This is a genomic window from Streptomyces piniterrae, from assembly GCF_005048155.1.
Classification (GTDB): domain Bacteria; phylum Actinomycetota; class Actinomycetes; order Streptomycetales; family Streptomycetaceae; genus Streptomyces; species Streptomyces piniterrae.
This window is the reverse complement of the sequence record NZ_SUMB01000012.1, coordinates 16,484-32,648: the sequence shown is the minus strand read 5'-3', so window position 1 is coordinate 32,648 and position 16,165 is coordinate 16,484. Positions and strand designations below refer to the sequence as shown.

The following is a 16,165-nucleotide window of genomic DNA, read 5'->3' as shown; positions in this document are numbered from 1 at the left end:
GGCGGGGGCGGGTCCTCGCGGGGAGGGTGACGGGGGCTCAGGACGGGCGGCCTCGCCGGTGTTCGCGCAGGCCACAGGGCCGACGATAGGAGCGCGGCCGGGCGGTGTCGCGTGCTGCCGGGTCCGCCTGGGCCATCCGTGGCGGGGCCCGGGGCCGATCGGCGGACCTCTCGGCGCACTCACGCGTGACATCGGGCCGCGGGGCGCCGTGTCGGCCCCGGCCAATGCCGTACGTACGTAAACCATCCCTCAGGTATGTGCGACGCAGCCCAGGTATGTGCGACGAACGGCTACCGGATGACACAGCTAGGGATGGCAGGACGATGACACGTGATCGGACCGGCGGGAGCCGAGATCTCACGGGGGACGCAGGGCGCAGGGGATTCCTCAGGTGCGCGGCGGGCATCGCGGGGGTGGCGGCCGCGGGTGGGGTCGGCGGGGACGCGTACGCCGCTCAGCCGGAAACGAGCGGCGACAGAAGGCGGGACGACGGAAAGGTCCGGCCCAAGCGGGTCCCCTTCCACGGGGAGCATCAGGCCGGCGTCGTGACGAAGCAGCAGCGCCACGCCTCCTTCCTCTCGTTCGATGTACTGGCGGAGGACCGCAAGGAGCTCAAGGAGCTGTTCAAGGAGATCACGTCGCGGTCCCGCAAGATGGTGAGCGGCGTGGCCAAGTCCAGGCACCAGGAGGACGGGCCCACCACCGACCTGCTCACCATCACGCTGGGCGTGGGGGCGTCGCTCTTCGACGACCGCTTCGACCTCTCCGCGCACCGGCCCCGGCACCTGAAGGCGATGCCGCAGTTCCCCAACGACCGGCTGACTCCTTCGCTCTGCCACGGCGACCTGTCGCTGCAGATCTGCGCGAACTATCCGGACGCCGTGGTGCATGTCGTCCGCGACCTGGCGCGGACGACCGACGGCATGCTCCGGCCGCGCTGGCGACGGAACGCTTACATCAATCCGTCGCGGCCCTCGGGGCCGGGACGGGTCTTCCTCGGCTTCAAGGACGGGCTCCAGAACCCGGACACCGGCTCGTCCGAGGAGATGGACCGGCTGATGTGGGTGACGCCGCCGTGCGGGGAGCCGAAGTGGGCGCTGGGCGGCTGCTATCAGGTGGTGCGGCTGATCCGGTTCGACGTCGAGAAGTGGGACCAGCTCCCGATCTCCGACCAGGAGAAGATCTTCGGGCGGCACAAGTCGAGCGGGGCGCCCCTGAGCGGCACGAAGGAATCGGACACGCCGGACTTCAGCAACGACCCGCACGGGGAGAAGATCCCGCTCAACGCGCATATCCGCCTCGCCAACCCGCGCACCCAAGAGACCGACAACTCCCGCCTCTACCGGCGGAGTTACAACTTCGACAACGGGTTCGACGAAGAGGGGCGGATGAACCTGGGGCTGGTGTTCTGCGCCTACCAGCAGGACGTGGAGCGGCAGTTCGCCACCGTGCAGCGGCGGCTGGAGGACGAGCCGCTGTCCGAATTCGTCACACCGTTCGGCGGCGGCTATTTCTACGTACTGCCCGGGGTGGAGGACGAGCACGACTATCTCGGGAGGTCGCTGCTGCGGAAGCGGTGACCTGAGGCGGCGGGGGTTCGCGTCCCCTAGGGGTTGTTCGAACAGATCCCCTAGGGGACGCGAAGGCCCCTTGCAGGCCACAACGCGGGGGCGCTGGGCGATATTCCCGCTGGCGATATGCCCGCCGGATGATCCGTCTCCGGGTGAGCCGTCTCAGGCGAGACGTCTCCGGGCGAGCCGTCTCCAGTGAGATGTCTCCGGGTGAGCCGTCCCCGGTGATCCGTCTCCGCGTGACTGCGTCTCCGGGTGATCCGACCGCGCAAGTCGGGTCACGGACGCGGCCGGTGGCGCGTGGTCTGTGCCACGCGCCACCGGCCAGAGGGATACGCGGTCGCTCCCCGGGGCGCCGGGGTGTCTCACCGGGCGGGTGCGGCCGCCGGTCGGTCGGTGGGTTTGCCCACGGGTTCGGTGGATGTCCTGCCGACGGGGGCGAAGCGGGCGGCGTCGGGCGGTGCACCGTGCTCCTGCGGGGGCGCGGTCCAGCGGCCGAGCACCATCTCCGCGGTGATCCCCGGGCCGAACCCGGCGATCAGGCCGGTGCCCGGGGCGGAGATCTTGCCCTCCTCGAAGAGCCGGTTCAGCGCGTCGAAGACCACCGCACTGGCGATATTGCCGTTTTCGGTGAGCGTCGCCCGGCTGAACCGGAAGGTCTCCGGTGGGAGGGACAGGAACCGGGAGAGGTCGTCGAGGATGCGCGGCCCGCCGGCGTGCACGATGTAGAAGTCCAGGTCCGTGACGTCCCAGCGGTGCTGTTCGGCGAGTGTGCGCAGGGCCGGGGCGAGCATTTCCATCGTGCCGGGCACGCGTTTGTCCAGAAGGAAGTGGAAGCCGGTGTCGCGGACCGCGTAGGAGATCCAGTCCTCGGTGTCCGGCACCAGATGGGAGCCGTTGCGCTCCAGCCATATGCCGCTGCCGCCCTTGCCGCGCACCACGGCCGCGGCTATCGCATCGCCGAACAGCCCGTTGGACAGCAGCGATCCCACGCCCAGGTCGGTGGGCTGGTAGCACAGCGAACAGAACTCGCAGGCCACGATGAGCACATTGGCCTCGGGGTAGGCGCGGCAGAAGTCATGCGCCCGGTTGATCGCGGCGCCGCCCGCGGCGCAGCCGAGCTGGGCGATCGGCAGTTGCCGGGTGTCGGTGCGGAAGCCCAGCTCGTTGATCATCCATGCGGTCATCGACGGCATCATGAAGCCGGTGCAGGAGACGTAGATCAGCAGATCGATCTCCTCGGCGGTGACTTCGCCGTGTGCCAGCGCTCTGCGCACCACGTCCGGCACCCGCTCCTTGGCCTCCGCGGTGTAGAGGGCGTTGCGTTTCTCGAAGCCGGGGTGGCGCAGCGTCGCGTCGATGGGCTGGACGAGATGGCGGGTGCGCACTCCGGTGTTCTCGATGAGCCGCAGAACCAGGCCGAGTTGCTGGTGTTGCCCATGCAGCGAGCGAGCGAGTTCCAGCGTCTCTTCGAGGGTGATGATGTGTTCGGGCACGGCGATGGCCGGTCTGCACAACGTTGTCATGGCTGGTTCCCTCCAAGGGTCCAGTCGGCGTACGTCGTCGGATGCGCAGGCCTCACCAGGCAACAGGCAGGGCCAGCGGATAGCGCCAGATCGAGCCGGTGTTCCAGTCGATCTCGTCCTCGGGTACGGCGAGGCGCAGCCGCGGGAAGCGGTCGAGGAGCGTGCCGATGGCGACCTGGAGTTCCATCCGGGCCAGGTGGGAGCCGAGGCAGTGATGGGTGCCGTAGCCGAACGTCATGTGGTGCGGGCTGCCGCGTTCGAGGTCCAGTTCGCCGGGCCGCTCCCACATCTGGGGGTCGCGGTTGGCGGCGAGGTAGGAAACGTGGATCACGTCTCCCTCCCGGACGGTCACGCCGTCGATCTCGACGTCCTCGGTGGCCACCCGGGCGATGCCCACGCCCTGCCGGAAGGGGATGTAGCGCAGCAGCTCTTCGAGAGCGGTGGGGAGCAGTTCGGGGTCGGTGCGCAGCTTGGCGAGCTGTTCCGGGTGCGTCAGCAGCGTGTAGGTGATGTTGCTGAGCTGGTAGGTGGTGGTGTCGTGGCCCGTGACGAGCAGCACCATGCCCAGGACGGCCAGCTCCTGCGGGTCGAGGAGCTCGTCGCCGTCCCTGGCGGTGGCCAGGCTGCTCAGCAGGTCCTCGCCCGGATCGCGCCGCCGCCGGGCGGTGAGATCGGTGAAGTAGGCGCGGAGCTGTTTCTTGGCCTCGTCGGCCGCTTCGCGGTCCGGTACGCCGATCGCCATCATGTCCATGGCCCAGCCGCGCAACTGCCGACGGTCGTTCGGCGGGATGTCCAGCAGCTCACAGATGGTGGTGAGGGGCAGCCGCGAGGAGAGGAACTGGATGAGGTCGGCGGGGGCGCCGTGCTCGGTCATCTCGTCGAAGAAGCCGTCCACGATTCTCTGGGTGGTGGCGCGCAACTGCTCCACCTGGCGGTTGGTGAAGCCCTTGGCCACGAGGCGGCGCAGCCGGTTGTGTTCCGGTGGGTCCATGAGATTGATCGCCTCCACCTGGGCGATCGGGGCGGGTGTCATCCGGGGTAGGTCACGTCCGATGCCCGCGGCACGGCTGAACCGGCGGTCCGTGGTGACGAACCGGACGTCGTCGTACCTGGTCACCAGCCATGCTTCGCCCTCGCCGTGCGGCATGCGGATACGGGCGATGGGCGCCTCGTCCAGCAGCCGCTGTAGCAGCGGGTCGAATTCCAGGGCGTTGGTGTGGGCGAAGGGGCACTGCCAGACCTTGGTGTCAGGGCTCACGGGCATACTCCAACCTCAGGGGGACATGGAGATGTAGACCCCGAGACGGGTACGCCATGCGCGGCGCGCCGCGTTTTCGCCCGACTGGACCCTCGATCGAACCCGAATGGCCCCGTTTGGCGTGCGCGGAGCCCCGGGTCACCTCGTCGGTCGAGGCGGCCCGGGGCTCCGGCCTGTGCGCGGTGTGCGGTCGGTTCGGTCCCTTCGGTCGCGCGGTCCGTGCTGTCGGCTCAGTCCCTTCGGGTCGCGCGGTCAGTGCTGTCGGTTCAGCCGCAGTTTCCGTTCGCCGGCTTTTCGGCGAAACGGTCGGCGAGCCAGTTGGCTGCCGGCACGGAGCCCGCTATCGCGCCGGCGACGTGTTCACCGAGCGGGAGCGAGGTCCACCGGACGTCGGCGCCGATGCCGCACCAGTCGGCGCGCAGCTGCTTGCCGACCGAGTAGGGGATCAGTTCGTCGGCGGTCCCGTGGTAGAGGTACACCGGCGCGTCGGGCTTGCGGGTGCCGAGGTGGGAGGCGCGCAGCTGCTGCTGCCAGTCCGCCTCGTGGAGCGGGTTCCTGACCGTGACGTCGGAGATCTTCTGGAAGGCTCCCGCGACGCCGTCGATGGCCACGCAGTTCGTCTTCATGAATCCGACGAAGCGGCGGCCCTTGTCGTTGAGGTACTTGTCCAGGTCCAGTTCGGGGAAGGCCGCGTTCTGGCCGATGGCGGCCATCAGGATCAGGCCCGCGCCCGCGTTGCCGTTGTTGAAGTCGGCGGTCTTCAGCAGGTCGGCGGGGACGCCGCCGGTCGCGGTGCCCTTGACCTTGAGCTCGGGGGCGTACGCCGCGTGCAGCTCGGCAGCCCAGCTGCTGGCCTGGCCGCCCTGGGAGTAGCCCATGATGCCGACCGGGGAGTCCTCGGTGACGCCGGCCGCGGCGGCTTCGGGCAGCCGCTGCGCGGCGCGGGCGGCGTCCAGGACGGCCTGCCCCTCGGCGCGTCCCACGGTGTAGGTGTGGTCTCCGGGGGTGCCCAGCCCTTCGTAGTCGGTGACCGCGACCGCCCAGCCGCGGTTGGTGAGCTGCTGGATGAGGTTGGCTTCCATCGTCGTGCCCTTGGGGAAGCCGGCCGAGGGCGCGCAGGAGTCGCCGAGGCCGACCGTTCCGACGGCGTAGGTGATCAGGGGGCGCGGTCCCCGCTTGCCGTCCTTGGGGACGATGACCGTTCCGGAGACGGTGTTGGGGGTGCCTTTGGCGGTGGTGGAGCGGTAGGTGATGTGCCAGGCGCGGGTGTTGGTGGGCTGGCCCGGGAGCGGGTGGAAGGACGTCGGGGCGGACGTCACGATGTCGCCGGGGCTGCCGTGCGCGGTCGGCCCGGCCGGCGCGGCGCCCGCGCGGGTGAGGCCGAGCGACAGGGACAGGGCGGCGACGGCGGTGAGTGCGGTGATTGCGGCGGAGCGACGGTGCATGCGGCTCTCCCAACTGACGCATGTGCTGGGGTGGTTGGGGCGACCGTAGTGACTCGCGAGTAAGGAAGGGGCTGACCGGGACGCTCAGCTTTGTTGACCCGGTGTCTCATTGCCCCGCGGTCTCATCGGCCCGCGGTCTCATCGGCCCGACGGCTCATGGCGGTCGTCGACGCCGTTCCCGGTCAGCCGGTACGCGCCCGGCGTCGTCCCCGTCCAGCGGCGGAAGGCCCGGTGGAAGGCGGTGTCCTCGGAGAAGCCGATCCGCGCCGCCAGTTCGGCGATCGGCTCCTGCCCCGCGGCCAGCGAGGAGATCGCCGCGTCCCGGCGTACCGTGTCCTTCAGCCGCTGGTACGAGGTGCCCTCGGCCTGCAGCCGGCGCCGTAGCGTCGCCGGGCTCACCGCCAGCCGGGCCGCGACCTCGGCCACCTCCGGCAGCCGCGCCGGCGGCTCCGCCCGCAGCGCCTGCACGAGGGCGCGCCGCACCTGCTCGGCGACGGTCGTGCCGTAGTCGCGCCGGCTCAACAGATCCGCCGGTGCCCGCCACAGCATCGCGGTCAGCGCGGCCTCGTCCCGTACGACCGGCGCGGCCAGCCAGCGCGCGTCCCAGCCTGCGGCGGTGCGCTCCGCGCCGAAGTGCACCGGGCAGCCGAAGAGGACGTCGTACTCGTGGGCGTGGGCCGGCGCCGGGTAGGCGAAGCGGGCCCAGCGCAGCGGGATGCGCCGTCCGATCAGCCAGCTGGAGAGCCGGTGCCAGATGATCAGGATGCACTCGGAGAGGAAGTTCCCCTCGTCGTACGGACGCAGATCGTTGCGCACCGAGAAGACCGCCTCGTCGGAGCCGTCCTCGGCGGCGACGGTGTCGAGCGCCATCTCGGGGCCGCCGGGAAACAGTCCGTAGAAGCGCGCCGCCCGGTGGAGCGCCGCTCCCAGGTCCTGGCAGCCGAGGCAGGCGTGGCACATCATCGCGAACGTGCCGCGGCGGCTGGGTGTGGGGCCGAGGCCCAGGAATTCGTCGTCGGTGGCGTGGTGGAGGGCCTTGACCAGGCGGGTGAACTGCTCGGGGGTGACCCGCGCGCGGTCGTCGCCGAGCAGCAGCGGCGGGATCCGCGCGGTCTGGAGCAGCGGCACGGTGTCGATCCCGAGCCGCCGCGCACCGCTCAGCGCGGCCCGCACATGGTGCATCGCGATCGTCAGCCGATTCATGCCCCGACACGGTAGCCGCCGTGAGCGAAGAGGTCAGCGAGGGTGACGGTTCTCGTCATCCTCGGGGGTCAGGGTGTGTCTCTAGCGTCGTACGGGCAAGTACGGGCGGGTACGGGCGACAGGCCTTCCAGGGCCGGCCCGCGATCCGTCGAACGCACCCCGTTCTTGGCATTCCGTGACAGTTCTTGGCAGCCGTTGGCTCTCCGGGAGGCACGATGCACAACAGGCCCGACACCCTCGCCGTGTTCACCGAATGGACGGCGGAGCGGTTCCACGATCTTCCCGCGTTGCGCTTCCGAGAGGGCGAGGGGTGGGGCGACCGCACGTACGGCCAACTCCGGGACGCTGTAAGGGCGGTGGGGCGCGGGCTGATCGGCGGGCTGGGGGTGCGGGCGGGCGACCGGGTGGCGATTCTCTCCGAGACCCGCCCGGAGTGGACGTATGCGCACTTCGGGGTGCTCGCGACGGGCGCTGCCGTGGTGCCGGTCTATCCGACGGCGGGGGACGGGGAACTCGCCTGGGTGCTGGCGGACTCCGGCGCGTGTGCCGTCATCTGCGAGGGGCGGGAGCAGGCGGCCCGGGTCGCGCGCATCCGCTCCGAGCTGCCCGCCCTGCGGCATATCGCCCTGCTGACCGAGACGGGGAACGGGGCGGAGCAGGCGGACGGGGCCGGGGACGGGTACCTCGCGCTGGACGCCCTCCCCTCCCCCGCCGCGCTGCCGGAACTCCGGGCCCGCTCGGCGGCGGTCACCGGCGCCGATCTCGCGGCCATCGTCTACACCTCGGGCACCACCGGCCCGCCCAAGGGCTGCCGGCTCACCCACGGCAACTTCGCCGCCGTGCAGGACAGCACCGCGCACCTCATCGCGGGCGGCCCCGGCGATGTCACCTATCTCTATCTCCCGCTCGCCCATCTCCTCGCCCAGCTCATCGAGTTGAAGGCGCTGCTGCTCGGCGGCACGCTCTGCTACTTCGGCGGGAAGATCGAGAACGTGGTCGCCGAGCTGGCGGAGGCCCGTCCGACACATCTGCCGTCCGTGCCCCGCCTCTTCGAGAAGGTGTATGCCACGGTCCGCTCGCTGGCCGAGTCGCAGGAGGGCGGCCTGGACCGCTTCGAGGCGGCAGTACGGACCGGCGTCGAGGTCGCCGAGCTGCGAGACCGCGGCGAGGAGCCGGGCGGGGAGCTGCTGGAGCGCTGGCGGGCCGCCGACGGGACGCTGTTCTCGCTGGTCCGGGCGGCTTTCGGGGGACGGCTGAGGTGGGCACTGACCGGCGCGGCGCCGATCGCCCCGCAGACCCTGGACTTTCTGCGGGCCTGCGGTATCGCCGTCCATGAGGGGTACGGCATGACGGAGTCGGCGGGTGTCATCTCGCTCAACCATCCGGGCGCGGTGCGGTACGGGACGGTGGGGCGGCCGGTCGCGGGCTGCGAGGTACGGATCGCGGAGGACGGTGAGGTGCTGGCCCGCGGCACCAACATCTTCGCCGGCTACCACGCGAACCCGGCAGCGGACGCGGAGGCGCTGGACGCCGACGGCTGGCTGCACACCGGCGACCTGGGCGCGCTCGACGCCGACGGTTTCCTGTCCATCACCGGCCGCAAGAAGGAGCTGATCATCACCTCCAGCGGCAAGAACCTCACTCCGTCGACGGTGGAGTTCGCCATCCAGCAGTCGCGCTATGTCTCCCGCGCGGTGATGATCGGTGACCGCCGCCCGTACCCGGTCGCGCTGATCACCCTGGACCCCGAGGAGATCGCGACGTGGGCCGCCCGCACGGGCACGCGGCTCGGCGACGTCCCGGCCCGCCACCCGGCGGTCCGCGCGCTGGTGCAGGAGGCGGTGGATGCGGCCAACGAGCGGGCGGCCCGCCCGGCCCGGATCCGCGCCTTCGCGATTCTGGCGGAGGATCTCGCGGTCGAATCCGGGGAGCTCACACCGACGCTGAAGGTGCGACGGGCGGCGGTGGCGGAGCGCTACGCGAAGGAGATCGAGGCGCTGTATTCCTCATGAGCACTGCGCACCATGGGGTTGCTCGCCGTGGGAGGCGGCCTCAGCAGATCCGCGGCAGTTGCTCTCCCATCGGCAGGTCCACCACCCGGGTGCCGCCGAGCGGAGTGCGCGCCACCACCATCCCCGGGTGGTCCCCGACGACCTCGCCGATCGCCGCGGCCCCGGCGCCCAGGGGGTGGGCGCGCATCGCGTCCAGCACGGCGTCGGCGTGGTCGCGGGGCACGAAGGCGACGAGTTTGCCCTCGTTGGCGACGTACATCGGGTCCAGGCCGAGGATGGCGCAGGCGTTGGCGACGGTGGGCGGGACGGGGACGGCACGTTCCTGGATGACGACGCCGGTGCCGGAGGCGGTCGCGATCTCGTTGAGGGCGGCGGCGAGGCCACCCCGGGTGGGGTCGCGCAGTACGTGCAGGTCGGGGGTGACGGCGAGCAGGGTTTCGACGAGGCCGCCGAGCGCCGCGCAGTCGCTCTCGATCTCCACGCCGAATTCCAGGCCCTCCCGCACACTCATGATCGCCACGCCGTGGACGCCGATGGGGCCGCTGACGAGCACCACATCGCCGGGGGCCACGCGCTGCGGGCGCAGATCGACCCCGTCCGGAATCAGGCCGATGCCCGCGGTGTTGATGTAGATGCCGTCGCCGTGGCCGGCCTCCACCACTTTGGTGTCGCCGGTCGCCACCTCGACGCCGGCGGTTCGCGCGGCCGCGCCCATCGCCTCGGCGACCGCGGCGACCACCGGCATCTCGACGCCCTCCTCCAGGATGAATCCGCAGGAGAGGTAGGCGGCCCGTGCGCCGCTCATGGCGAGGTCGTTCACGGTGCCGTTGACCGCGAGGTCGCCGATGCTGCCGCCGGGGAAGAACAGCGGCCGGACGACGAAGGAGTCGGTGGAGAAGGCGAGGCGCGCGCCGCCGAGGGAGAGTGCCGCGGAGTCTCCGAGCTGGGCGAGGAGTTCGCCGCCGAAGGCGGGGGCGAAGATCTGCTGGACGAGTTCGGCGGAGAGCGCGCCGCCTCCGCCGTGTCCCATGACCACCCGGGGCTGGTCGCGCAGCGGGGCGGGGCAGGTCCAGCCGGAGATGTCCAGGGGCGCGCCAGGGGATGGGACGGTGGTGTCAGGCAACGGGGCTCGCCTCCAGCGGGGTGGGTGTGACGCCGAGTCGGCGGTAGAGGTAGTAGGCGGCGCAGGCGCCCTCGCTGGAGACCATGGTGGCGCCGAGCGGGGTGCGCGGGGTGCAGGTGGTGCCGAACGCCTCGCACTCGTGGGGCTTGAGGAGTCCCTGGAGGACTTCTCCGCTGCGGCAGGCGGCGGGCTCGCGGGTGGTGATGCCGTCCACCGAGAAGCGGTGTTCGGCGTCGTAGTCGCGGTAGCGGGGGGACAGCCGCCAGCCGCTGGCGGGGATGGTGCCGATGCCGCGCCAGGAGCGGTCGGTGACCTCGAAGACGTCCTGGAGCATGGCCTGGGCCGCGGGGTTGCCCTCGGCGCGTACGGCGCGCGGATAGGCGTTGTCCACGGTGTGGTCGCCGCGTTCCAGCTGGCGGACGGCGCGGCGGATGCCCTCCAGGATGTCCAGCGGTTCGAAGCCGGTGACGACGATCGGGACCTGGAAGCGTTCGGCCAGTGCGGGGTACTCCCCCGTGCCCATCACGCTGCACACGTGTCCGGCGGCGAGGAACCCCTGCACCCGGCAGCTCGGCGAGCTCATGATCGCCTCGATGGCCGGCGGTACGCGGACGTGCGAGACCAGCAGGCTGAAGTTGGGGATGCCCAGCCTGCGGGCCTGATAGACCGTCATGGCGTTGGGTGGTGCGGTGGTTTCGAAGCCGATGCCGAAGAACACGACCTCGCGGTGCGGGTTCTGCTGGGCGATCTTCAGCGCGTCGAGCGGGGAGTAGACGACGCGTACGTCGCCGCCTTCGCTGCGTACCCGGAACAGGTCGCGGTCGCTGCCGGGGACGCGGAGCATGTCGCCGAAGGAACAGAAGATCACGTCGGGCCGGGCGGCGATCTCCAGGGCCTTGTCGATGACTTCGAGCGGTGTCACACAGACCGGGCAGCCGGGGCCATGGATCAACTCGACCTGTTCCGGGAGGAGTTGGTCGATGCCGTGCCGGATGATGGTGTGGGTCTGGCCGCCGCAGACCTCCATCAGGGCCCAGGGCCGGGTCACCGTCGCCCGGATGTCGTCGAGCAGGCGGCGGGCCAGCTCGGGGTCCTGGAATTCGTCGATGTACTTCACTGCCGCGCCTCCCGCGCTCCGTCGCTCTCCCCCACTCTCAACTTCGTTCGAGCGGGGGCACCCCCATCGGCTTCCGGTGTGCCGTTCGCCTCCGCGGCCGCCGCCCAGGGGTCGCCGAACTCCTCCTGGAGCAGGCCGAGTTCCTCGAAGAGGGCGAGGGTCTGCCGGGCCGATTCCTCGTCCAGCCGTTGCAGCGCGAAGCCCACATGGACGATCGCGTACTCGCCCACCGCCAGGTCGGGGACGTATTCCAGGCAGACGTCCTTGACCACGCCGCCGAAGTCGACGGTGGCCATACGGGTGCCGTCCCGTTCCTCGATCTCCAGAACCTTGCCGGGTACCGCCAGGCACATGGGCCTCTCCTCATCGTGGGTGCGTTGCGTCGCCTCGCCGTGCCGGCCGACGTCACTGTCGCTCAGGGCGCGGCTCCCGCCCGGCGCGCCGCCACCACGATCTGGCCGAGCGCCAGTCCCCCGTCGTTGGGCGGGACCCGGCGGTGGCGCAGCACGGTGTGGCCGTCCTCCCGCAGCAGGCGGGCGGTGTCCCGGGCCAGCAGGGTGTTGGCGAAGACGCCGCCGGTCAGGGCGACGGTGCGCAGGCCGGTGCGCTCCCTGGCCCGGGCACAGAGCCGTCGGACGAGGCCGGCGACCGCGGTGTGGAAGCGGGCCGCGATCAGGGCCGGGTCGGTGCCCGTGCGGAGGTCCGCCACGATGGCGGCGAGCACCGGGGCCGGGTCGGCGACGAGGTCGGCGGTCCCCGTGGCGGGCGGTGCGGACCGCAGGGCGAAGGTGTAGCCGGGGCCGGGGTCGGGGCCCGCGGTGAGCGCCGCGGCTTCGAGGGCGAGTGCGGCCTGCGCCTCGTATCCGGCGTGGTGGCAGATCCCGGCGAGCGAGGAGACGGCGTCGAAGAGGCGGCCCATGCTGGAGGTGGGGACGCAGTGCAGGCCGCGGTCCAACTGCCGTGCCAGCAGCCGCTGTTCGTCCGGCCGGCAGGCCGCCGTCGGGGGCAGGTCGTCGGCCCAGTCGAGGCCGGCGGCGCGCAGCTGCGCGAGCGCCATCCGGTAGGGGCGCCGGACCGTGGTGTCGCCGCCGGGCAGCGGGACGTAGGCGAGCTGGCCGAAGCGGTGGTAGCCGGTGTAGTCGGCGAGCAGGATCTCACCGCCCCAGACTGCGCCGTCGTCCCCGTATCCGGTGCCGTCGAAGGCGACGCCGATGACCGGGCGGGCGCCGTCCAGGCCGTGTTCGGCCATGGCGGCGGCGATATGCGCATGGTGGTGCTGGACCCGGACGAGCGGTCTGCCGTCCGTGTGGCGCTGCGCCCACCGGCCGGAGTGGTAGCCGGGATGCCGGTCGGCGGCGAGGAGTCGGGGGCGTACTCCGGTGACCGTCTCCAGATGTGCCTCGGCCCGCTCGAAGGCGGTCTGGGTGGCCAGGTCGTCCATGTCGCCGATGTGCGCGGACAGCCAGGCGCGGTGGCCTTCGGCCAGGCAGAGCACGTTCTTCAGGTCGCCGCCGACCGCGAGTGCGGGCCGTACCGGCACCGGGAGCGGGACCGGGAACGGGGCGTAGCCGCGGGACCTGCGCACGAACAGCGGCTCCCCGTCGCAGATACGGACCACGGAGTCGTCGCACGGCACCTGGATCCGGCGATCGTGGGCGAGCCACGCGTCGGCCAGGTGCGCCAGGCGCCGCAGGGCTTCGTCGTCATCGGTGACGATCGGTTCGCCCGCGACATTGCCGCTGGTCATGACGAGCAGTCGGGGGCCACGGGGGTCTCCGGGCAGCCCGAGCAGCAGGTGGTGCAGCGGGGTGTACGGGAGCATGACGCCGAGGTCGGGGCTGCCGGGGGCGACGGCGGGGGACGGTTCCGGCGCTCCATGGGCCGGGGCGGGGTGCGGCTTACGGCGCAGCAGGACGATGGGCCGTACCGCACCGGTGAGCAGCGCACGTTCCTCGGGGCTGATGTCCACCAGGTGCTGAACATCAGTGAGGTGACGGGCCATCAGAGCGAAGGGTTTGTCGCCGCGGCCCTTGCGGCGGCGCAGCAGAGCGACAGCGGCGTCGTCGGAGGCGTCGCAGACGAGGTGGTAGCCGCCGAGGCCCTTGACGGCCACGATCGCTCCGGCGGCGAGCAGCCGGCGGGTCTCGGCGACGGGATCGGGGCCGGTCACCGGACGCGGCGGGCGGGTGCGGTCGGCCGGGTCCGCGGTGAGCAGGCGCAGCCGGGGGCCGCAGTCGTGGCAGGCGATGGGCTGGGCGTGGAACCGCCGGTCGGTCGGGTCGGCGTACTCCCGGGCGCAGTCGGGGCACATCGGGAAGCGCGCCATGGTCGTCTGGGCGCGGTCGTAGGGCAGCCCGGTGACGAGGGTGAAGCGCGGCCCGCAGTGCGTACAGGTGAGGAACGGGTGCCGGTGGCGGCGGTCGGCCGGGTCGGTCAGCTCGGCCAGGCAGGCGTCACAGGTGGCGGCATCCGGGGCGACCAGGGTGCGGGCCGGGCCGTCGGCCCGGGAGGGCAGGATGGTGAAGCCGCGGCCGCCCGTGGCGGCGATGTCCTGCGCCTCGACGGCCTCCACCACGGCCAGCGGTGGCGCGTCCCCGCTGATCCGGGCGCGGAAGCGGGCCAGAGCCGCGGGCGTGCCCTCGACCTCGGCGCTGACTCCCTCGGCGGTGTTGGTGACATGGCCGGTCAGGCCCAGTTCGGTGGCCAGGGCATGCACGAACGGGCGGAATCCCACGCCCTGGACGACCCCGCGCACGGTGAACCGGCAACGCGCGGCGGCCGTCGCGGGAGCGGGGGCGGTGCCGGTACCGGGGGCCGTGTCGACCTGCCCGGTGGTCATGAGCTGCTCGACGCCACGGTGCCGGGGTGCGGGTGGCTGTGACCGGTGCCGTGTCCGTGGTCCGCGTCGTGGCCATGGCCCGCGTCGCCGCCGTGACCATGACCGTCGTGGGACTGCCTGGCCATGACCGGGACATGACGCGGAGCGCCGTCGCGGGCCGCCAGTGCCCGGTCCAGCAGGACGCCGTCCCCCTCGCCCCGGCGCGCCGAGGTGCGGACGATCTCCACGCCGGGGTTGACCCGTTCGACGTTGGCGCGGAACGCCTCGGCGTCGAAACCGACGGCCTCCGCGATATCGGTCTTCGTCACCACGACCAGATGGGCCAGCCCGAAGGCGGTCGGGTACTTCAGCGGTTTGTCCTCCCCCTCGGTCACCGAGGCGAGCACGATCCGCAGTGTCTCCCCCAGGTCGTAGGAGGCCGGGCAGACGAGATTGCCCACGTTCTCGACGAACAGCAGCCGGGTGTCCGGCGGGAGCCAGCCGTCGAGGTGCCCGCCCAGCATGTGCGCTTCGAGGTGGCACAGTCCGTCGGTGAGGACCTGCTTGACGGGCGCACCGGAGCGGGCGAGCCGTACCGCGTCGTTCTCGGTGGCGAGGTCGGCGGTCAGCGCCGCCACCGGCACGCCCCGGCGCCGGGCGAGCGTGAGTTCCCGCTCCAGCAGGGCGGTCTTGCCACTGCCCGGACTGGACAGCAGGTTGATGACGGCGGTGCCGCGGGCCGCCAGATCCTCGCGGAGCGCATGGGCGCAGGCGTCGTTCTTGGCGAGGACCGCCTGTTGCAGGTCGACGACGCGGCACATGGTTCAGCGCTCCTCGGTGCTCGGTACGGGCGTGGGTGCGGGTCTCGTCGCGGGCTTTGCGGGCTTGGGAGACCGGCGTGCGGGTGCCGGGTTGTCGTGCCAGCACACGCTGGCGATCTGCAGTTCACGGCCGGACAGCAGCTCCGCCGTCGCACCGCCGCACCGCGGGCAGCTCAGCTGTGGCGGCATGCCCACCTGCCAGGTGTCGGCGCAGGGGCCGCAGCGGGCGCGGGCCGGGACGGGTTCGGTGATGAGTTCGGCGCCCTCCAACAGCGTTCCCGCGCAGGCGAGTTCGAAGGAGAAGGCCAGGGCTTCGGGGACCACTCCGGCCAGTTCGCCGACCTGGAGCCGGACGCTGCTGACCGCCGTCGCCCCGGGGGGCGGGGCCGCGCGTTCGACCTGGTCCACGACCGCCAGCGCGATGGACATCTCGTGCATCGGTCTCCGTCCGGGTGGGGGTTGGCCGGGTACCGCCCGGTTTCCCGAACCGGGTGCCGCTCGCTTCGTCGGACGGGTTCATTAGACTGCGCGCCCGTAGGGCACCCGGGGTGCCTCGCCGGGGCGGCGGCGCCGCGTACACCGTTCGGTGCAGCGTCGCCCCCTCCCAGCGGTCACATGGCCCGCATACGGAGGTAGCGCCTCAGGTCGGGCAGCAGGGACTTGAGGGTGAGGGCGAGGGCGGCGGTGGCCGCCCCGCCCAGGGCGAGTTTCAGCATGATGTGGGGTTCCTCTCGGTGGTGTGCGACCGGGCGTCGGCGCCCTGCGCCGGCGCCGCTTCGAGCAGTTCCAGGATCATCCGTACGGCTTCGTCGACCGCGGCGCCGACCGGCTCGCTCAGCCCGATGCCCTCCTCGACATCGGCGGGTTCGCAGCCGACGACCAGTACCCGCTCCGGGCGGCTGCCGCCGGTGCCCGCGCTGAGCGTGTCGAGCAGGGCGAGCACGGTGTCCGGGGTCATGTGGTGGCCGTCGAGCGGGGGGCTCTGCGGGCAGGCGGGGGCGGCCGGCTCGGTGGCGTCGAGGAGGTACACGGTGCCCGGTTCGCCGCCCCGCGCGGAGGCGTCGACCAGCAGCACCGTGTGGTAGCCGTCGAGCATCTGGTACGCGAGGTGCACTCCGCGTACGCCGACGTCGACGATCTCGGTTCCGGGCGGCACGGGCAGGTCGGCGAGCCGGCGGACGACTTCGACGCCGAAGCCGTCGTCGCCGAGGAAGACATTGCCGACACCGGCGATCAGCGTCCTGGCGGGCGGCCTGACGGGCGCTTCGCCG

General features: G+C 71.9%; 14 protein-coding genes. 2 read left to right on the top strand and 12 right to left on the bottom strand.

Going from position 1 to position 16,165, the window contains the following annotated elements; all coding sequences use genetic code 11:
• The first annotated feature begins 545 nt into the window (after positions 1 to 545).
• Positions 546 to 1,580, top strand: a complete 1,035-nt coding sequence (locus FCH28_RS29310) for a Dyp-type peroxidase (protein WP_246103341.1) — start codon at positions 546 to 548, stop codon at positions 1,578 to 1,580.
• Positions 1,581 to 1,936: 356 nt separating this feature from the next.
• Here FCH28_RS29310 and FCH28_RS29305 read toward each other — a convergent pair whose 3' ends face one another.
• The 4 genes from FCH28_RS29305 to FCH28_RS29290 form a co-directional block, all read right to left on the bottom strand.
• Positions 1,937 to 3,097 (bottom strand): type III polyketide synthase, encoded by a 1,161-nt coding sequence (locus tag FCH28_RS29305; protein ID WP_136743210.1) that lies wholly within the window; start codon positions 3,095 to 3,097, stop codon positions 1,937 to 1,939.
• 52 nt (positions 3,098 to 3,149) lie between these two features.
• Entirely contained in the window at positions 3,150 to 4,361 is a 1,212-nt protein-coding gene (locus FCH28_RS29300; protein ID WP_136743209.1) for a cytochrome P450, read from the bottom strand.
• A gap of 260 nt (positions 4,362 to 4,621) precedes the next feature.
• Positions 4,622 to 5,800 (bottom strand): lipase family protein, encoded by a 1,179-nt coding sequence (locus FCH28_RS29295; protein WP_136743208.1) that lies wholly within the window; start codon positions 5,798 to 5,800, stop codon positions 4,622 to 4,624.
• A 138-nt stretch (positions 5,801 to 5,938) separates the two neighbouring features.
• Positions 5,939 to 7,003: an AraC family transcriptional regulator gene (locus tag FCH28_RS29290; protein WP_136743207.1), complete on the bottom strand. Its 1,065-nt coding sequence runs from the start codon at positions 7,001 to 7,003 to the stop codon at positions 5,939 to 5,941.
• Between the two features lie 215 nt (positions 7,004 to 7,218).
• Between FCH28_RS29290 and FCH28_RS29285 the strand changes: the two genes are divergently transcribed.
• A complete protein-coding gene (locus FCH28_RS29285; RefSeq protein ID WP_136743206.1) occupies positions 7,219 to 9,015 on the top strand; it encodes an AMP-dependent synthetase/ligase in 1,797 nt (598 codons plus the stop codon).
• A gap of 40 nt (positions 9,016 to 9,055) precedes the next feature.
• Here FCH28_RS29285 and hypE read toward each other — a convergent pair whose 3' ends face one another.
• The 8 genes from hypE to FCH28_RS29250 form a co-directional block, all read right to left on the bottom strand.
• Entirely contained in the window at positions 9,056 to 10,138 is a 1,083-nt protein-coding gene (hypE, locus tag FCH28_RS29280) for a hydrogenase expression/formation protein HypE (RefSeq protein ID WP_136743205.1), read from the bottom strand.
• Entirely contained in the window at positions 10,131 to 11,255 is a 1,125-nt protein-coding gene (gene hypD / locus FCH28_RS29275; RefSeq protein WP_136743204.1) for a hydrogenase formation protein HypD, read from the bottom strand. Before hypD ends, hypE begins: the two co-directional genes overlap by 8 nt.
• Entirely contained in the window at positions 11,252 to 11,608 is a 357-nt protein-coding gene (locus FCH28_RS29270) for a HypC/HybG/HupF family hydrogenase formation chaperone (RefSeq protein WP_246103339.1), read from the bottom strand. Before FCH28_RS29270 ends, hypD begins: the two co-directional genes overlap by 4 nt.
• Positions 11,609 to 11,670: 62 nt before the next feature.
• Positions 11,671 to 14,094: a carbamoyltransferase HypF gene (gene hypF / locus FCH28_RS29265; RefSeq protein ID WP_136743203.1), complete on the bottom strand. Its 2,424-nt coding sequence runs from the start codon at positions 14,092 to 14,094 to the stop codon at positions 11,671 to 11,673.
• Positions 14,091 to 14,894, bottom strand: a complete 804-nt coding sequence (gene hypB / locus FCH28_RS29260) for a hydrogenase nickel incorporation protein HypB (RefSeq protein ID WP_136743202.1) — start codon at positions 14,892 to 14,894, stop codon at positions 14,091 to 14,093. The genes hypF and hypB overlap by 4 nt, the downstream gene beginning before the upstream one ends.
• Positions 14,895 to 14,897: 3 nt before the next feature.
• Positions 14,898 to 15,332, bottom strand: coding sequence for a hydrogenase maturation nickel metallochaperone HypA/HybF (locus FCH28_RS29255; protein ID WP_136743201.1), 435 nt, complete (start codon positions 15,330 to 15,332; stop codon positions 14,898 to 14,900).
• Between the two features lie 173 nt (positions 15,333 to 15,505).
• The gene (locus FCH28_RS40135) at positions 15,506 to 15,610 is read right to left on the bottom strand and encodes a DUF6893 family small protein (protein ID WP_425472021.1); all 105 of its coding nucleotides are present in this window, start codon (positions 15,608 to 15,610) and stop codon (positions 15,506 to 15,508) included.
• Positions 15,604 to 16,131 (bottom strand): hydrogenase maturation protease, encoded by a 528-nt coding sequence (locus FCH28_RS29250; protein WP_246103385.1) that lies wholly within the window; start codon positions 16,129 to 16,131, stop codon positions 15,604 to 15,606. Before FCH28_RS29250 ends, FCH28_RS40135 begins: the two co-directional genes overlap by 7 nt.
• Positions 16,132 to 16,165: the final 34 nt, after the last annotated feature.